Here is an 18,720-nt window from a genome sequence, read left to right as displayed (position 1 = left end):
GGTAAATCCGGCTGAAGAAAGCGGATTTCTCAACAAAAAATCTAGGCTTTCAACGAAGCACAGTTGCAAGAAACCCGGTTTCTGACCTGGGTGCAAGATGTGAGCCTATATACTGATTCGCATTTTACATCAAGCGGCAGAGCCGCCGTGTTTTTGTACCCAAAACCAGTCTGGAAGCGACATATTAGCGCTTTTCGCGATCCTAGTGCAAAATGTAAAAATAATAACTCTTGATAAGAAATTAAGCTTGTATGTCATCCCCATTAGGATATAGTTCTGGTCTCGATCGCCCCATTGAGTTAGAAAATCCGACCCACCAGTCTCTCAGAGATCGTCAATTGCGGACGCTGTTTGAGACTGCCCTCGATGCGATCGCGATCGTCGATGACCGAGGGCGTTACCTAGATGTCAACCCCGCCGCCTGCGAATTATTTGGCCTACAGAGAGATGAACTGCTGGGACGCTACATCTATGAGTTTGCAGAACCTGGGTATGATTTCCCAGCAGTATGGCAAGAATTTCTACAACAGGAAAAAGCGCGGGGCGAGTTTCGCTTAGTGCGGACTGATGGGGAAATCCGCATCTTGGAATACGCCGCAACAGCAAACTTTTTGCCTCATCGCCATCTTTCCGTCATGCGAGATGTTACAGAACGCAAACAAGCACAGGCGCAAGTCGAGGAACTTACCCGTCAACTGGCACAAAGCCAAGCGCAACTACAAGAGGCAGGTATTGCGCCTGGTCGGATAGCTACCCCCGCAGAGAGTCATCCCCTAGAACAAATTGCCCGCCACATTCCCGGAGTTATTTATCAGTTGCGGATGCGTCCCGATCGTACTTTCCATCTTCCCTACGCCAGTGAGGGTTTGAAAGAGATTTATAGCGTTACGCCAGAAGAAGTGCGCGAGGATGCCTCTAAGGTGTTTGCAATTATTTATCCTGAAGATCTCGATCGCGTCAGTCAATCCATTCTCGAATCTGCCAAACACCTTACCCCTTGGTATTGCGAATATCGAGTTTGCTTTGCCGATGGGCGGATGCTGTGGTTAGTCGGTCATGCTACGCCCCAGAGAGAACCAGATGGCAGTACCCTTTGGCATGGCTATATTCGGGATATTACGGAGAGCAAACGTGCTGAAGCTGACAATCAACGCTTACTTGCCATTCTCGAAAGCACCTCAGATTTGATCGGTACTACCGATTTAACAGGTAAAACTTTGTATCTCAATCAAGCTTGGCGAAATCTGTTCGATAATAATGAAGCTGCGATCGCGAATGTGAAAATATCTACATCTCATCCCAAGTGGGCTTTAGATATTATCCTCAATCAGGGCTTGCCGGAAGCAGCAACTTCTGGCAGTTGGCGCGGCGAGACAGCAATACTGGATTCGACCGGACGCGAAATTCCCGTTTCTCAAGTAATCATAGCTCACAAATCAATAGATGGAAAAGTCGAATACTTTTCCACAATCCTGCGAGATATTACAGAAAGTAAAGCCACAGAACTAGCTCTCCGCAATTCCCTCAAACAATTATCAGATATTAAATTGGCTCTGGATCGAGCCGCGATCGTTTCCATCACTGATGAACGAGGAATCATTAACTATGCCAACGATAATTTTTGCCAAATATCTAAATATTCTCAAGCCGAACTTATTGGCCAAAACCATCGCTTAATAAAATCCGGTTATCATCCTAAAGAATTCTTCCAAAATCTTTGGCAGACTATTTCGGCAGGGGAAGTATGGCAAGGAGAAATCAAAAATAAAGCTAAGGATGGTACTTATTATTGGGTAGATACAACTATCGCTCCTTTGCTGAACGAGCGCGGTAAACCAAGTCAGTATTTGGCAATCAGAGTTGATATCACATCCCGCAAAGAAGCGGAAGCGAAATTAATCGAAACTACTCATCTACAACAAGCTATTTTAGACGGAGCTAATTATACTATTATCTCAACAGATGCTAAGGGGATTATTAAAACTTTTAATGCGGCTGCCGAAAGATTACTGGGATATTCATCAACAGAAGTAGTAGACAAACTTACACCAGCAATTTTTCACGATTTAGCAGAAATTAAACAACGCGCCACCGCACTAAGCGCAGAATTCGATCGACCCATTGCACCGGGGTTTGAGGTATTTGTTGCTAAGGCGCGTTTGGGAATGATTGACGAATATGAATGCTCTTATATTCGTCAAGATGGTTATCGCTTTCCCGTGCAACTTTCTGTGACTGCTTTGCGCGATCGCGAAGGGACAATCACCGGATTTTTGGCGATCGGAAACGATATCACCGATCGCAAAGAAGCCGAAAATAAACTACGTCAAAACGAGCTAAAGTATCATCAGATTCTAGATGCCATTACGGATATGGTGCTGGTTAAAGGGCCTCAATCTCGCATTGTGTGGGCAAACAAGGCATTTCGAGATTATTACGGCTTGAATGAGGAGCAATTGAAAGATATAATTGATGCTCCGTTTAACAAACCAGATTATACGCTGCAATACATTCGGGATGATGCTTACGTGTTTGAAACTGGGCAATCCTTGGCAATTGAAGAACCTGTTACCCGTTATGATGGCAAGGAGCAGATATTCAACACCATTAAATCAGTAATTCGCAACGAAGCGGGCGAGAAAATCTTAACAGTAGGCGTATCTCGCGATATTAACGATCGCAAACGTGCTGAAACAGAGCTAATCCACGCTCAAGCAGAACTAAAAGAGGCAGAGAAATTTCTCCGCAGTATTTATGAAGGAGTTGGCTGTCTCATTTTTGTTGTTGATGTCACTGAAAATAGAGAAATCCTTTATTCAGGTTGGAGCCTTTCAGTAGAAAAAGCAACTGCGATCGCCGCCGCAGACATAATTGGCAAAACTCCAGAATTTGTTTTTGGGCTGACTGAAGGAGCCGCTATGCGTCAAAACTATTTGCGGTGTATTGAATCTGGAACTTCTATTACTTATGAAGAAAGTATCATTTTGAACGAGCGAGCAACTTGGTGCTTAACAACACTGAACCCCATCAAAAATACCGAAAATAGAATTTCCAGAATTGTCGGAACATCCATTGATATTAGCGATCGCAAACATCAAGAACAAGCTCTCCGTTTAATTGTCGAAGGTACAGCAGCTAAAATAGGCGACTCATTCTTCAAAAGTTGCGTCCAATATATCGCCCAAGTTTTAGAAGTACGTTATGCTTTGATCGCCAAATTTGTTGATTCAGAAAAATTGTGCGCCCAAACTCTAGCATTTTGGGCAGGAGACGACTTTGGCGATAATTTTATTTACAATTTAGTCGGCGCTCCCTGTGAGAATGTTTATGTTAAAGGTGATTTATGTTTATACCCAAATTCAGTTCAATCCCTTTTTCCTAAAGATACAGATTTAGTCATGCTCCAAGCCGAAAGTTATGCTGGTTTACCGATTATAAATTCTGCGGGCGAGCGTTTGGGATTGCTGGCAGTTCTAAACACTAAGCCGATGGTAAAAAATCTAGAAATGCAATCGGCCATCTTGAGAATATTTGCTACTCGTGCTGCTGCTGAAATAGAGCGTATCCAGGCAGAAACAGCATTGCGTCAATCAGAAATTCAACTGCGGCAACAAACTCAAGAATTAGAAATCACCCTCAAAAAATTGCAAAATACTCAAACTCAATTAATTCAAGCGGAAAAAATGTCAAGCTTGGGCCAATTAGTAGCGGGAATTGCCCATGAAATTAATAACCCTGTGAGTTTTATTTATAGCAATATTCAACCCGCTAATAATTATGCTAATGACTTAATTCAGTTAATTCACCTTTACCAAGAGCATTATCCCAGTCCACCGCAGGCGATTTCTGATTTGACAGAAGATATGGACTTTGAGTATCTAGTCAGTGATTTCTCTAAGTTGCTTGCATCGATGAAAACTGGAGCTACACGCATCAGGGATATTGTTAAGTCGCTGCGGACATTTTCGCGTTTGGATGAAGCGGATTTAAAAGAAATAGACATCCACGAAAATATCGAGAGTACCTTAGTTATTTTACAAAACCGTTTGAATGGTCGGGCAGGAACGCCAGAAATTCAGGTAGTCAAAAACTATGGTAATTTGTCTAAAATTGAATGTTATGGTGGTTTATTGAATCAGGTGTTTATGAATTTGTTAGTCATTGCTATTGATGCGATCGAACAACGGCGAGAGCGCCTAGAACCTGGGGCAAAATTAGATTATGTTGGTAGGATTACGATTACGACTTCTCTCACTAAAGAAAATCAGGTTTTGCTCTCATTTCAGGATAATGGTTGTGGGATGAGTGCCGAAGTTAAAGAAAAAATATTTAATCCATTTTTTACGACTAAAGCTGTCGGTAAAGGTACGGGTATGGGCTTAGCAATTAGCTATCAAATTGTGACGGAGAATCATCAGGGTGATTTGCGGTGTTTTTCTAGACTCGGCCAGAGAACTGAGTTTCGGATTGAGTTGCCGATTAGCCAGAAAAAATCAGCGATATAACCTGGTTACAAGCAGGCAAATTCCAACTAAAATTATTAAAATCAATGTCTTATATATTAGACTTTGTGTAAATATAAATTGGATTTAATCCAGTCCTTTTCCTCAACCAATTAACAGCGTATGTCATGTCCTTTCAGCTACGACTCTTGGCTCGCTCTGTCCGGTGATGAAAGCGATTCAACTCTTTTATCATTGAGAGATATTCAATTGCGGACGCTGTTTGAAACGTCCCTAGATGCGATCGCCATCGTAGATGAAGAAGGACGTTACTTAGATGTCAATTCCGTTGGGTGTGAATTATTCGCTCTAGAGAAAGATCGACTGCTGGGATGTTGCATCTGTGAGTTTACAGAACCTGGGTTTGATTTCCAGGCTGTATGGCAAGCATTTCAACAACAGGAAAAAATCCGGGGTGAGTTGCGTTTAGTACGGAGTGATGGCGAGTTCCGCATAGTGGAATATGCAGCAACGGTCAACTTTTTGCCTCACCGTCATCTATTAGTAATGCGAGACATTACAGAGTACAGACAAACACAGGCACAAGTTCAGGAACTTACCCGCCAACTCACAGAAAGCAAACAAGCTGAAGCTGACAATCAACGTCTGCTTGCCATTTTGGAAAGCACGTCAGATTTGATCGCAACGGCTGATTGTACGGGGAAAGCTCTTTACCTCAATCGAGCTTGGCGGAATCTACTTGAAAATGATGAAGCTGCGATCGCCCATCTAGAAATCTCGAAAGGCCATCCAGAGTGGGCTTTAGATATTATCTTAAATCAGGGTTTGCCGTCAGCGGCACGTTTTGGCAGTTGGCAGGGCGAGACGGCAATACTCGATCCAAAAGGACATGAAATCCCTGTTTCTCAAGTAATCTTAGCTCACAAATCAACAGATGGAGAAGTGGAATACTTTTCCACAATCATTCGGGATATCTCAGAACTCAAAGCCACAGAACTCGCTTTGCAAGAAAGTAATAGCCGCTGGCAGTTGGCCATAGAAAGTGCCGGAGATGGAACTTGGGATTGGAACCTCAAAACTAATGAAGTTAGGTTTTCTCGGCAGTGGAAAGCGATGCTGGGCTACGCAGAGGATGAAATTGCCAATGCTTTAGAAGGGTGGGAAAGTCTGGTGCATCCAGAGGATAAAGCTCGCTCCTATGAACTTGTTAGCAAACACCTAAACGGCGAAACATCTACTTATGAGAATGAACATCGCCTGCGTTGTAAAGATGGTTCTTACAAGTGGATTTTAGCTCGCGCTCAGGTGACTGAAAGGGACAAAGAAGGTCAAGCTGTGCGCTTGATAGGTACTCATAGCGATATTAGCGATCGCAAAGCTGCCGAAGTTGCCCAACAGGAACTTACTCGACAACTGGAAGAAGCACAACGAATCGCCCGCATTGGCAGTTGGTCTTTTGACCTAGCCACCCAAAAAATTACCTGGTCTGCCGAGTTGTTTCGGATTTTTGGTATGAATTCCTCACAGGGAGAACCAGAGTTTGAAGACCATATAAAACAATATCATCCCGACGATCGGGAATTATTTGTAAGTTACGTTAAAGAAGCAAGCGAGCAGGGAATTCCCCAAAACTTTGACATTCGGATTTACCGCTCGGATGGTGCGATTCGCTATATTAATGGTCGCATGGAAATCGAACGGGAAAATGAAAAAATTATGCGTTTGTTTGGCACGGCGATGGATATTACCGATCGCAAACAAGCCGAAATCCAACTCCAACAAAGCCAAAAACGCTATCAAACCCTAGCAGAAGCATCACCGATTGGTGTGTTTTTAGCTAATGCCAAAGGTGACTGCCTCTATGTTAATCAAACTTGGTCGCAAACTACGGGCTTAACTAGAGAAAAAGCTCTGGGGCCAGATTGGGCTCAAACGCTCCATCCTGAAGATCGAGAGCGGGTTTTTCAGGAATGGTATGAAAGCGCCTTGGCCAAACAACAATTTCAATCTGAGTATCGCTTCCTGCGTCCCGATAGTAGTGTCGCTTGGGTTATTGGTCAAGCCTTACCTCTGATTGATAGTGAAGGTGAAATAGAAGGATATGTTGGCACTGTAACTGATATCACGGATCGCAAACTTCAAGAACAAGCTCTCCGTTTAATAGTCGAAGGTACGGCGGCTAAAACTGGTGAAGATTTCTTCAAAAGTTGCGTCCAATATCTCGCCCAAGTCTTAGAAGTCCGTTATGCTTTAATCGCTGAATTTGTTAACCCAGAAAAATCGATTGCGAAAACTATAGCATTTTGGGCAGGAGACAACTTTGGCGATAATTTTACTTACAGTATAGCCGGAAAACCCTGTGAAAATTTTGAGCTGACTACCGAAGTTTTTCGCTATCCAAATTCTGTCCAATATTTGTTCCCTGAAGATGATAGTTTAGTCGCCCTCCAAGCCGAAAGTTATGCTGGTTTGCCAATAATTGATGCTGCTGGCAATCATTTGGGATTGCTGAAGGTGATGGACACTAAGCCGATGGTAAAAAATCTAGAAATGCAGTCAGCTATCTTGAAAATATTTGCCACTCGTGGTGGTGCAGAAATCGAAAGGATACAAGCGGAAGCAATCCGTCAATCAGAAATTAAACTGCGGCTGCAATCTGAAGAATTAGAAGCAACTCTGAAAAAATTGCAAAATACTCAAACTCAATTAATTCAAGCGGAAAAAATGTCAAGTTTGGGTCAATTAGTAGCGGGAATTGCCCATGAAATTAATAACCCTGTGAGTTTTATTTATAGCAATATTCAACCGGCTAATAATTATGCTAATGACTTAATTCAGTTAATTCACCTCTACCAAAAGCATTATCCGATTCCACCACAGGCGATTTCTGATTTGACAGAAGAGATCGACTTTGAGTATCTTGCGAGTGATTTTTCTAAGTTGTTGGAATCGATGAAAACTGGTGCGACGCGCATCAGGGATATTGTTAAGTCGCTGCGGACGTTTTCCCGTTTAGACGAAGCTGATTTGAAAGAGATAGATATTCACGAAAATATCGAAAGTACCTTAGTTATTTTACAAAACCGTTTGAATGGTCGGGCAGGAACGCCAGAAATTCAGGTGGTCAAAAACTATGGTAATTTGTCTAAAATTGAATGTTATGGTGGTTTATTAAATCAGGTATTTATGAATTTGTTAGTCAATGCTATTGATGCGATCGAACAACACCGAGAAAGCCTAGAACCAGGGGCAAAATTAGATTATGTTGGTAGGATTACGATTACGACTTCTCTCACTAAAGAAAATCAGGTTTTGCTCTCATTTCAGGATAATGGTTGTGGGATGGCTCCCCAAGTTAAAGAAAAAATATTTAATCCATTTTTTACGACTAAAGCTGTCGGTAAAGGTACGGGTATGGGCTTAGCAATTAGCTATCAAATTATCACGGAGAATCATCAAGGTCATTTGCAGTGTTTTTCTACCCTTGGCAAAGGAACTGAGTTTAGAATTGAGTTGCCAGTTCGTCACCATCAATGAACATCTCCAAAAATTTTTGTGGGGTAGGCATCCTGCCTGCCCTTTAAGATTCTTCACGCTTGATTCGAGAAATAGTAACTAATGGGAAGTTTATTAAAATATGTTAATTATTTTATTTTTCGACTGAATATAAATTAATTAAATTTATAGGGTTGCTTGTTTGCCGCATTGGTAAAAGTTAAAAAATAATAAATTATTTAATTTTTTTACTAAACAGTTTACAAATCTTATTAAAGATGGATGAAATACTTCCACCATCAGCAAGACTCGAAACCCTGCCGACAAAGCGGGATTTTGGGCCAAGAGCATCTGCATAACTGCTACTTTTTCCCTCAAACGCTATATAACAGTAAACAGCGCCATTGTAGAGGGCGTAGGCTGAATAAATTTATGCACGAATTCTTTCACAGCTTTGTCAAGCTTAATTTATTTATTCCACACGGGCATTGCTACCTGTGGAAGCCCGAATTAGTCGGACTTCATCTGATTTCCGATGTGACGATCGCACTTGCTTATTATTCCATCCCCATTACGCTGCTCTACTTTGTTCGCCTGCGACGGGATTTACCGTTTTATGGTATTTTTCTGCTATTTAGCGCCTTTATTATTTCCTGCGGCACTACTCACCTCATGGAAGTATGGACGCTTTGGCATCCCATCTACTGGGTGTCTGGAGCGATCAAAGCAATCGCAGCGTTGGTTTCACTTTATACCTCCTTCATATTGGCATCTTTAATTCCCGAAGCCCTCGCACTGCCAAGTTTAGCCGCGACGAATCAGAAGCTAGAGGCGGAAATTGCCGAACGTCAGAAAACCGAAATCGCACTGCGACAAAGCGAAGAAAAATTTCGCCGTATCTTCGAGCAAGCAGCCGTAGGAATGTGCCTGGTATCGGTCAACGGCCAATTTATTCGCATCAACCCAAAATTATCTGAGATTCTAGGATATTCTCAGCCCGAACTCTTAAACCTAAAGTTTAGGGACGTTACTCACCCGGAAGATTTAGCGTTCGATCTCGAACAGGTACAAAAGCTGTTAACAGGGGAAATACAGACCTGTTTGAGAGAAAAGCGCTATATCCGCAAAGATGGTGCGATCGTACAGGCAAACTTGACAGTTTCATTGCTACGCGATGCTGCGGGTAATCCCCAACAGTTTATCAGCGTTATTCAGGACATTACCGATCGCAAACGAGCAGAAGCCGCTTTGCAGGAGAGCGAATCGCGCTTTCAAGCCTTTATGAATAACAGTCCTACCGCTTCCTGGATTACAGATGAAAACGGACGACTCGTTTATATTAGCGAAACCTACAAACAAGTATTTCAGATTCCAGAAGATTATATACCTCAAAAAACTGACAGACAGCTTTATTCCCCTGAGTTAGCGCAACAATACTTGCAAAACATTCGGAAAGTAGTCCAAACTCGTCAAGCAGTGGAAGCGATCGAACTCGCACCCAGACGAGATGGTACGATCGGACAATTTTTAGTGTACAAATTTCCGCTGCAAAGTCTTTCCAAGCAACTATTGGTGGGTGGTGTGGCGATCGATATTACCGATCGAGTTCGTGCAGAACAAGCGCTGCAACAGTTAAATCAGGAACTCGAAGCGAGAGTCGAACAACGCACCGCAGCTTTGCAAGCTAGTGAACAACGTTTTCGCAATCTAGTAGAAACTTCTAGCGATTGGGTATGGGAAGTAAACGAACATAACGTTTATACTTATGTCAGTCCAAAAATATTTGATATTCTCGGCTATCAACCCGATGAAATTATCGGCAAAACACCTTTTGAATTAATGCCAAGCTCGGAAGCCGAGCTAGTTGCAGCCGAGTTTAGAAAGCTGAAGGATGCCCGTCAACCGTTTCACTGCTTAGAAAATACCAACCTGCATCGGTGCGGCAATTCAGTTGTGTTGGAAACTAGCGGAGTGCCATTTTTCGATCGGCAAGGAAACTTCCAAGGCTATCGCGGGATCGATCGAGATATCACCCGACGCAAACAAGTAGAAGCCGAGTTATTAGCCATCACTAATTTACAACAAGCAATTCTAGATGGTACAGATTATGCCATTATTTCCAATAACATCGAGGGCGTCATCCAAACCTTCAACTCTGCCGCTCAAAAGATGTTGGGCTATACAGCAGAAGAAGTCGTCGGGCAGATTACTCCCGCAATATTCCACGACCCAGAACAACTCAAGCAACGGGCAGAAGCACTTTCCTTAGAACTGGGCAAGAAGATCGCGCCCGGTAGAGAATTTTTTGCGACGAAAGCGCAAAATGGAACCTATGAGGACGAATGGACTTACATCCGCAAAGATGGCTCTCGCTTCCCTGTATTGCTATCAATTAAATTCCTAGAAGATTCACAAGGAAAAACGATCGGATTTTTAGGGATTGCCAAAGATATTACCCAACAAAAACAGATCGAAGCACAACTGCGCCAAAATGCAGTCCACCTAGCCACCGCACAGCGGATCGCCCATTTAGGCAGTTGGGAAACTGACTTGCAAACCCAAGAAATTGTCTGGTCAGAAGAAGTTTTTCGCATTTTCGGACGCGATCCTGCATCTGGCCCACCTTCCTACACGGAGTTCCGGCAGTCTGTCCATCCCGACGATCTCGATCGACACGATGTCTCAATCCAGCAGACGATCGAACAGGGGCAGCTTTACGAATACGAGTATCGCTTACTTCATCCAGATGGAAAATTACGCTACTTGCTCGCACGAGCAGAAGCGATATTGGATACTAATGGCAAGCCAGTGCGCGTAGTTGGTACGGTGCTGGATCTTACCGATCGCAAACTTGCTGAACAACAATTGCAAGAATCTCGTATGATGCTGCAATTAGTGTTGGATACAATTCCCCAGCGTGTCTTTTGGAAAGATCGCCAATTCCGTTATTTAGGCTGCAACCGAACATTTGCTGAGGATGGTCAAATCAGTATCGAGGAGATCCTGGGCAAGACAGACTTTGAGTTACCTTGGGCTAAGTGGGCGCATCTGTACCGTGCAGATGATACAAAAGTGATTAAAACTGGAATTCCCAAATTGGGCTATGAGGAGCCAACCGAATTTACGAATGGTAAGTCATTATGGATACGAACGAACAAAGTTCCCCTCACCAACAGTGTAGGTGAGATAATAGGCGTTCTCGGTTCTTATGAAGATATTACCGATCGCAAACTGGCAGAAGAAAAATTGCGGCATACCAACGAAGAACTGATGCTTGCTAACGTCGAACTTGCCCGCGCTACCCGCCTCAAAGACGAATTTTTGGCCAACATGAGTCACGAATTGCGAACTCCTTTAAATGTGATTCTGGGTATGGCGGAAGGACTACAGGACAGCGTATTTGGTGAGATGGACGAGCGGCAAAAAAAATCGCTCGCCACCATTGAGAGCAGCGGCAGGCATCTGCTGGAACTGATTAATGACATTCTGGATTTATCTAAAATCGAAGCTGGCAAATTAGAACTAGAAATCAGCGATGTGACCATAAAAGAATTATGCGAAGCCAGTGTTGTTTTTGTCAAACATCTAGCCTTTAAAAAAGGTATTCATTTTCATACTAATATCCCTGAAAATTTGGGCAGCATTGAAGCAGACGAGCGCCGCCTGCGTCAGGCACTGATCAACCTTCTCAGCAATGCCATTAAATTTACTGCCGAAGGAGGTTCTGTAACGCTAGAAGTTCGGCTGGAAAATGCCATAGAAACCCCAGAATTACAAGAAATAATTACTTCATCGATTCCCAAATCCTCCTATCACCTCTGCTTTGCCGTCATCGATACGGGTATCGGCATTGCACCAGAAAATCTAGGCAAACTCTTCCAAGCTTTTGTGCAAATTGATAGTAGCTTAAGTCGCCGTTACAGCGGTACTGGTTTGGGACTGGCACTCGTCAAACAAATCGCCAACTTGCACGGAGGAACAGTATCAGTTAGTAGCGAAGTAGGACGGGGTAGTTGTTTTACCATCCGCATTCCCTATCTTGGCAGCAGCCAGTCAGACAGGATGGAAGTCGATCGCAAGCTATATGGAGCGATCGCCAGCTCAGTTTCTACCCTAGAATCTCCTTTAATCCTGCTGGTGGAAGATAATCAACCAACCAGCGATACCGTATCTAGCTATCTCAAAAGTTGCGGGTATCGTCTCATTGTGGCAGACAACGGACAACAAGCCCTCAACCTTGCCCAATCTCAACAGCCTAACCTAATTCTGATGGACATTCAAATGCCAGAAATGGACGGGCTGGAAGCAATACGTCAAATCCGCGCCCAAGGGCAAACAGATATTCCCATCATCGCACTGACGGCACTAGCCATGTCTGGCGATCGGCAAAAGTGTTTACAAGCAGGTGCGGATGAATATTTAACTAAACCGATCCCACTGCAACGTCTGTCTCTAATTATTCAACAAATTTTATCGGAAAATAATAAAAATTTGTAAAAAAATACAAACTGAAAATTCCTCCTAAACCTCTCCAAACAAAAGCTCAAATATTTCGGGATATAACCTGCTGATTTGATTGTTTTGGTTGGATATACTATATTTTAAATATAAAAATTTAATTTATAGTATAGCAACCGCCAGGGCGGTTAGGGCATCCTAAAACGCCAGAACCAATTCACAGCAAGCATTTGACTTTTGACTTTTGACTTTTGACTTTTGCTATAACCGCTTTGCCCTAGCTATAGCTCGCTCGGTTAAAGTATCGGAAATCAATGGCGCTTTGACACTCGCCACCGTGAGGTTTAGATGAATTCTGCAACCACATCAACAGACATCTTCCCATCTGGATCGATTCTGCCATTTCCAGACCGGCCATTGCCGCTACCGTTCGTTTGCGATCGCACCATCGCCAGCGACGAACGGGTAATCGCAGAATATCAAGATTGGTTAGGGAGTCAGCGCATCTGGGGAAGTTTGCCAGAAAGCGCCAAGGAAGCGATCGCTCGATCGTTCCATAGCTTCCAAGTCGAAGCCGGAACCCACATTTACCTAGAAGGACAAACTCCGATCGGGCTATATTTGCTGAAGTTGGGAAAAGTAGAAATCTTCCGAGACTCACCTATCGGCAAATTGTCGATCCGCTACCGCCATCCAGGAGATTTATTTGGCTATACGCTGGTGGCTAGTTCCGATGAAGGAACTTACCATAGCAGCGCGATCGCACTGACAGTCAGCGAAATCCTCTTTTTACCCCAGTCTCAGTTTTTGGAACTGGTAACAGATTATCCAGCCATTCAACAAGCACTTCATTCTCTGTTGATCCAGGAATTAGATGATTTTGCCAGTCGCATCGCTTGGGAAGAAGAACGAATCCGAGGTTTACAACCTTACATCCAACATATTCCCTTTGGGGAAACCATTCTCGGCAATAGCAAAGCTACCCAAAAATTAGCACAACAAATCGACAAAGCCGCATCCAACCTACAGCCCGTAGTGTTTCAAGCCCTACCCGGAACCGGAAAAACCTTCTTGGCGGGACTGATTCACCTGCGATCGCAATTGGCAGATCAACCTTTTGCCGAATTAGATTGTGCCGAACTACCCCGTACAACCGATGGCAGACTCAATACCGATGTGCTGTTTGGCAGAATAAACAAACAACCCGGTATCCTAGAATTATTAGAACGGGGAACGCTTTTGCTGGATAACGTTCATGTATTGAGCGAAAGCGATCGCACTCGCTTAATCCACTACCTGAAAACAGGTTTTATTCTCCCCAATCATGGCATATCGGACAACCATCAATTATCTGAAGAACCACCTCAACCAGTGCAATCTTCAGTGCGTTTAATCTTTGCTTCTCCCAGCAAACTCATTTTTTCCGATCTCGAAACAATTTCGCTCAAACTATTTAGCTTATCCCAACGCAAAGCAGACATTCCCGAATTTGCCAATTACTTCCTCAATCGCTGTTGTCGCGAACAAAATCGCCTGACTCTCCTACTCGATCGCGCCGATTTACGCCGCTTGATCGGCTACGAATATCCCGGCAATTTAGCAGAATTAGCAGAAATATTGCACCGCGCCGTAATGATGACACCGAGCGGGCAATCTGTCATTCCAGAACAAGCCTTATGGTCGGTACAATCAACTAAAAATGCTTTTCGGATTGACTTACTTACCCATGTTCCCTGGTTGCGGCAATTGTTCCTCAGTCGCTGGTATCCAGAAGCAATTTGGATAGTAATGATGGCAATTTTCGTACCGATTACAATTTTAGGTTTTGTCGGTTCTCAATCGCGAGATAGCAGCATTACTCTGAATTTATTTTGGGCTTGGTGGTGGCCCGGTTATCTATTTTTATTCGCCTTCGTAGGTCGGTTATGGTGTGCGGTCTGCCCATTTACGATCGCTGGTGAATGGATGCGCCGTCTTTCCCTGTGGCTATTTCCCCGCCAGCAACTTACTTGGAATACCCAATGGCTAAACCGTTGGGGCGCGTGGGTAGTATTTGCAGGATTTGTGATTATTTACCTGTGGGAAAAACTTTGGGATTTGCCGCACCATGCCTATCTTTCGGCTTGGTTATTAGTAGCAATTACGGCAGGAGCGGTAATTTTTAGTTTAATTTACGAACGTCGGCTTTGGTGTCGCTATCTTTGTCCGATCGGTGGAATGAATGGAATGTTTGCGAAATTGTCGATGACGGAATTGCGATCGACACAGCAAGTTTGTGGCAGTCAGTGCAGTACGTTTGGCTGTTACAAAGGTAGCGCGGAAACTTCCCTTAACTTTGCCGATGCGCTACCCAATGAAGGACAAGCAACAGAAGGCTGTCCCCTGTACTCCCATCCCGCCCAATTGCAAGATAACCGGGATTGTATGCTGTGCATGACTTGTCTGAAAACTTGCCCGAATCGATCGGCACAATTAAATTTACGCTTTCCCGCATCGGATTTATTAGATAATCATCAAGGTTTTTGGGCGGAAGCGGCGCTATTGTTGCTGTTGTTCGGCGGCGTGTTTATGCACCATTCCCACACCATTCTCAACTGGCTGGGATTTGAAGATGTGCCTGTGGATGCCGACCATTTGCTGACCAGTTTGCCGATCGCGCTAGGATTATTGAGTATTCCAGCTATCTTAACTTATGCTACTCATACGATCGCTCGCTTTTGCGATCGCTCCCAACCCGATTACCTCACCGTCATCTACGCCTATCTTCCCTTTGTCCTCGCTGCCAATCTAGCATACTACGTTCCCGCCGCCATTACCGAAGCAGGGCAAATTCTCCCCGTATTTGCGCGTTCTTTGGGATATAGTGGTGCAGGACTGCCAACGCTGACTTGGAGTTTGGATGTCGCGCAATTTCTGCAAGGAGTGACGCTGCTTTCGGCAATGGTATTCAGTCCTTACCCGCTGTTGCGAATTACCAAACGAGGCGATGGAGTCTCGATAATGCGATCGCTTCTCAGTAATCTCCCTCATTTGTTACTCATGGCTGGATTAACTATTTTTCTTTTCCAGTTAATAATTTAATTATATTGGCATCCTCATCCGTCACAACAAACTGCACATCTCGCAGATACTCAGCGCTATCTTCTGGCATAGCGGTGTTAATATACATACCGCTGCCCAACTCAAAACCTGCTGACTTGGAAATTCTGGGAATAATCGCTATGTACCAATGAAAATAAGATGTTTGTCCGTCGCGGGTGGGAACAGAACGAATAGAGTAATTGTAATCGGGATTGTTTAATCCGTAATAAAGTTTGGCAAGTACCGTTTTGAGGGTGTAAGCGAGATCCAAAATCTCTACATCGGTGATATCTTCAAAAGAAGATGTATGTCGGCGGGGAAAAATCCAAACATGAAACGGTGAAAGTGCGGCATAGGGAATAAAAGCAACGAAGTTTTTGCTCTCGAAAACTATTCTCTCGCCCGCTTCCAGTTCCTGGGCTAAAGTTCGACAGAATATACATTCTCCCGTATCATCAAAAAACCGGATCGCTTCTTCTATCCGGATACGAATTTGGGAAGGTACAATTGGTGTAGCGGTAATTTGTGAGTGAGGATGTTCCAGGGATGTTCCCGCCTCTTGTCCGTGATTTTTGAAGATCACAATTGCCTCAATGCGGGGGTCTTTTCTGATATCCCTATATCTTTGACGGTACACATTCAAAATATTGGCAACATCTGCGATGCTAAGCAAAGCAATAGTGACATCGTGGCGGGGATGTTCGATAACTACTTCGTGGATTCCCACCCCCGACATAGAGCGGTAAATTCCTTCTGTTTTCCTGACTCTTTCTCCCAGACAAGAAAGAGCGGGATATTTGTTTGGCACTACGCGCACTCTCCATCCCCGATCGTCGCTCAAACACAATAATTCAATTTCTGGGGTGCGATGCTCGTTCCCAAAACAAAAAGGGCAATCTTCTTTATAGCAGGGAATGGCGGACGCTTCTTTTCTGATGGCGGCAAATTCATGGGGTCTTTTTGCTCTTTCGGTAGCAATGATTACCCAGTCTCTGGTGATGATGTTTTGTCTTAGTTCGGGCATTGTACTTGCGCTTCCTTTTTGATAAAGATACCATTGAAAAAATGATAGACTGCAATGAATTTTAATTAAATTGAGGGACAATTGGCTAGAAGGCGGTATAAGTAATCGATCGGTTTTAGTCTGCCCCACTCCCACTCTACCACTCCGTATCTTTCAGTTTGCTCGCACTTCTGCTGTAATATCAATATCGATAATAGTACCGTCATATGAATGGAGTAGCGATCGCGCTTTTTTAAGTAGTTGAAAAATTCCTAATTTTGCAGAGGTAAATGTGCGAATGACAGAAAATTTCGAGCGACCTAGAGAATCCGATGCCATACTTGGCGGTCAAAATACAGCCCCAGCTAGTGCAGTTGTTTTGGGAGGTTTGGAAGGCGTTAAAAGGCGCTTGGCAAGCCCAGATATAGAGCAACAACTAACAGCACTAAAAGAGGCGTTTAATTATGGGGAAGCTGGTTTAGATTTGGCGCTTCAGGTTTGGCAAGAAGAATTAGGTCAGCTAAAGTGGGCTGCTTACCCGCTACTCTGCCAAAGAGAAGAACCAAAAGTAAAACAAGCGTTACAAGATTACATTCCCTATAATTTTTTTCAGTGCATTCGCACTCTAGAAGGGCATAGAGACTGGGTTGCTTCTGTTGCAATTAGCCCGGATGGACAAACGATCGCTAGCGGTAGTTACGACAAAATTATTAAATTGTGGTATTTGTCAACCGGACATTTTCAACGCACGCTTAAAGGGCACTCAAACTCAGTGCGTTCCATTTGCTATAGCCCGGATGGTCTGGCGTTGGTTAATAGCGATGGAGAAAATATTCATGTGTGGAATTTGCAGACAAAACAACTTCAAACCATCCTAAAAGGACATTCAAAATTTGTTCATTCCGTGTGTTATAACCCAGATAATCTTACCATAGTTAGCGGTAGCAGCGACAACTCTATAAAAGTGTGGAATTTACAGACAGCAGAAGTTATTCGCACTTTCAAAAAGCATTCCAATGCTGTTTATTCCGTCTGCATAAGCCCGGATGGAAAAACTATTGTCAGCGGTAGTAAAGATAACACCAGTAATGACAAAACTATTAAAGTGTGGGGCTTGCGATCGCAAAATTCGCCCAACTTGCCATAGACGATCGCACTTCCACAAGGCATAATACAAAGAGTAGTACAAGCATCAAACTGCAATGCCATTCCATGACGATCGGCCCAGATCTGATGATGTCGTTTTGGGCAATCAAACTCCCAGCCCAATTACTGCTGCCATTTTGGGCGGACTGACAGGCGTTAAGCATCGTCTGGCAAGTCCGATTGTAGAAACAAGAATAGCAGCACTTCATGAAGCGTTGAAGTATGGCGATGCAGGCTTGGATTTGGTAATTCTAGCTTTGAAAGATCCGTTTTGGCAAGTGCGAAAAGTTGCCGATCGACTACTGCAAAACCAACCAGAACCAAAAGCCAAACAAGCTTTACAAGAAAAATTTACTAACCGCTACGATACTTTTGTCGCAATGGCTAAAAACGGTAGCGTTTCCGATGTGGATTTTCTCATGGAAGCGCTGGAAGTTGATGAGAACACCGCTACTTACAAACTGGTTGATTTTGTACTGGGTTTGGTGAACACTGCTCGCGGAAAAGATAGAATTAAGTATTATTTGTTTAATGGCACGCAGATGCAGCGGAATTACGCGGCGCTGTTCTTTAAGCGAATTAAAAATCGCGATGTTTTGACTGAAGCTGTTAAACTCGGTTGTATCGATCGCGTGCAAGCATTTTCAAAGTAGACTGTTATAGTTAGGGGCTAGAAAAAGTCAAAAGTCATGCCTTCAAAAGTCAAAAAGAAGAAGCTATAATCAAGGGTTTACGGAATTAACAACGTCTTGATGCTTGGCAATCAGTTCCCGTACAATAGGAACTAGCTCTGTGGGAACCTGCATCGTTGTTTGTGTACCGTTTTCTACAGTTCGATCGGGAATTTTTCGATTGGATTGTAATGCTTTGGGCGCTCCCCACTTATCCAAACTTTTTACTAAGTCTTTACGGAGAGCCTCTAAAAAATAATAATCGTTGCCTATTTCAGAAGCTTCATCTTCATCCACATCTTCGATAACAGCGAGACGTTCTTTGTATGCTTTCATCTGAAATTCGATCGCTTCAATGATAAACTGCGTTGCTTTATATGATAGATTCATATGAAGTTCCTTA

Annotated in this window: 8 protein-coding genes; 6 read left to right on the top strand and 2 right to left on the bottom strand. The window is 43.6% G+C overall.

Annotated features, from left to right (window positions below; translation table 11 throughout):
* Nucleotides 1-251: 251 nt before the first annotated feature.
* The 4 genes from ACE1CD_RS33620 to ACE1CD_RS33605 all read left to right on the top strand — a co-directional run bounded on the left by ACE1CD_RS33620 (nucleotide 252) and on the right by ACE1CD_RS33605 (nucleotide 15,497).
* Complete coding sequence (locus tag ACE1CD_RS33620) at nucleotides 252-4,505, top strand: PAS domain S-box protein (RefSeq protein ID WP_374827525.1); 4,254 nt, start codon at nucleotides 252-254, stop codon at nucleotides 4,503-4,505.
* 120 nt (nucleotides 4,506-4,625) lie between these two features.
* Nucleotides 4,626-8,000, top strand: a complete 3,375-nt coding sequence (locus ACE1CD_RS33615; RefSeq protein WP_374827524.1) for a PAS domain S-box protein — start codon at nucleotides 4,626-4,628, stop codon at nucleotides 7,998-8,000.
* 390 nt (nucleotides 8,001-8,390) lie between these two features.
* Entirely contained in the window at nucleotides 8,391-12,455 is a 4,065-nt protein-coding gene (locus ACE1CD_RS33610; RefSeq protein ID WP_374827522.1) for a PAS domain S-box protein, read from the top strand.
* A gap of 309 nt (nucleotides 12,456-12,764) precedes the next feature.
* Nucleotides 12,765-15,497, top strand: a complete 2,733-nt coding sequence (locus ACE1CD_RS33605) for a cyclic nucleotide-binding domain-containing protein (protein ID WP_374827521.1) — start codon at nucleotides 12,765-12,767, stop codon at nucleotides 15,495-15,497.
* Here ACE1CD_RS33605 and galT read toward each other — a convergent pair.
* Complete coding sequence (galT, locus tag ACE1CD_RS33600; protein WP_374789600.1) at nucleotides 15,469-16,521, bottom strand: galactose-1-phosphate uridylyltransferase; 1,053 nt, start codon at nucleotides 16,519-16,521, stop codon at nucleotides 15,469-15,471. The genes ACE1CD_RS33605 and galT overlap by 29 nt on opposite strands.
* A 277-nt stretch (nucleotides 16,522-16,798) precedes the next feature.
* Between galT and ACE1CD_RS33595 the strand changes: the two genes are divergently transcribed.
* On the top strand, nucleotides 16,799-17,647 hold the full coding sequence (locus ACE1CD_RS33595; protein ID WP_374827520.1) for a WD40 repeat domain-containing protein: 849 nt from the start codon (nucleotides 16,799-16,801) through the stop codon (nucleotides 17,645-17,647).
* Between the two features lie 55 nt (nucleotides 17,648-17,702).
* On the top strand, nucleotides 17,703-18,299 hold the full coding sequence (locus tag ACE1CD_RS33590) for a hypothetical protein (RefSeq protein ID WP_374827519.1): 597 nt from the start codon (nucleotides 17,703-17,705) through the stop codon (nucleotides 18,297-18,299).
* 69 nt (nucleotides 18,300-18,368) lie between these two features.
* Here ACE1CD_RS33590 and ACE1CD_RS33585 read toward each other — a convergent pair whose 3' ends face one another.
* Nucleotides 18,369-18,707 carry a hypothetical protein gene (locus ACE1CD_RS33585; RefSeq protein WP_374789595.1) on the bottom strand — a complete coding sequence of 113 codons (339 nt, stop codon included), beginning with the start codon at nucleotides 18,705-18,707 and terminating at the stop codon, nucleotides 18,369-18,371.
* Nucleotides 18,708-18,720: the final 13 nt, after the last annotated feature.

This window comes from Aerosakkonema sp. BLCC-F183 (assembly GCF_041929145.1).
GTDB lineage: Bacteria > Cyanobacteriota > Cyanobacteriia > Cyanobacteriales > Aerosakkonemataceae > Aerosakkonema.
This window is presented reverse-complemented; position numbering and strand designations above follow the sequence as displayed.

Coding starts and splice junctions, on each gene's coding strand:
- ACE1CD_RS33620 (WP_374827525.1), top strand. CDS start 252: ATGTCATCCCCATTAGGATATAGTTCTGGTCTCGATCGCCCCATTGAG.
- ACE1CD_RS33615 (WP_374827524.1), top strand. CDS start 4,626: ATGTCATGTCCTTTCAGCTACGACTCTTGGCTCGCTCTGTCCGGTGAT.
- ACE1CD_RS33610 (WP_374827522.1), top strand. CDS start 8,391: ATGCACGAATTCTTTCACAGCTTTGTCAAGCTTAATTTATTTATTCCA.
- ACE1CD_RS33605 (WP_374827521.1), top strand. CDS start 12,765: ATGAATTCTGCAACCACATCAACAGACATCTTCCCATCTGGATCGATT.
- galT (WP_374789600.1), bottom strand. CDS start 16,521: ATGCCCGAACTAAGACAAAACATCATCACCAGAGACTGGGTAATCATT.
- ACE1CD_RS33595 (WP_374827520.1), top strand. CDS start 16,799: ATGACAGAAAATTTCGAGCGACCTAGAGAATCCGATGCCATACTTGGC.
- ACE1CD_RS33590 (WP_374827519.1), top strand. CDS start 17,703: ATGCCATTCCATGACGATCGGCCCAGATCTGATGATGTCGTTTTGGGC.
- ACE1CD_RS33585 (WP_374789595.1), bottom strand. CDS start 18,707: ATGAATCTATCATATAAAGCAACGCAGTTTATCATTGAAGCGATCGAA.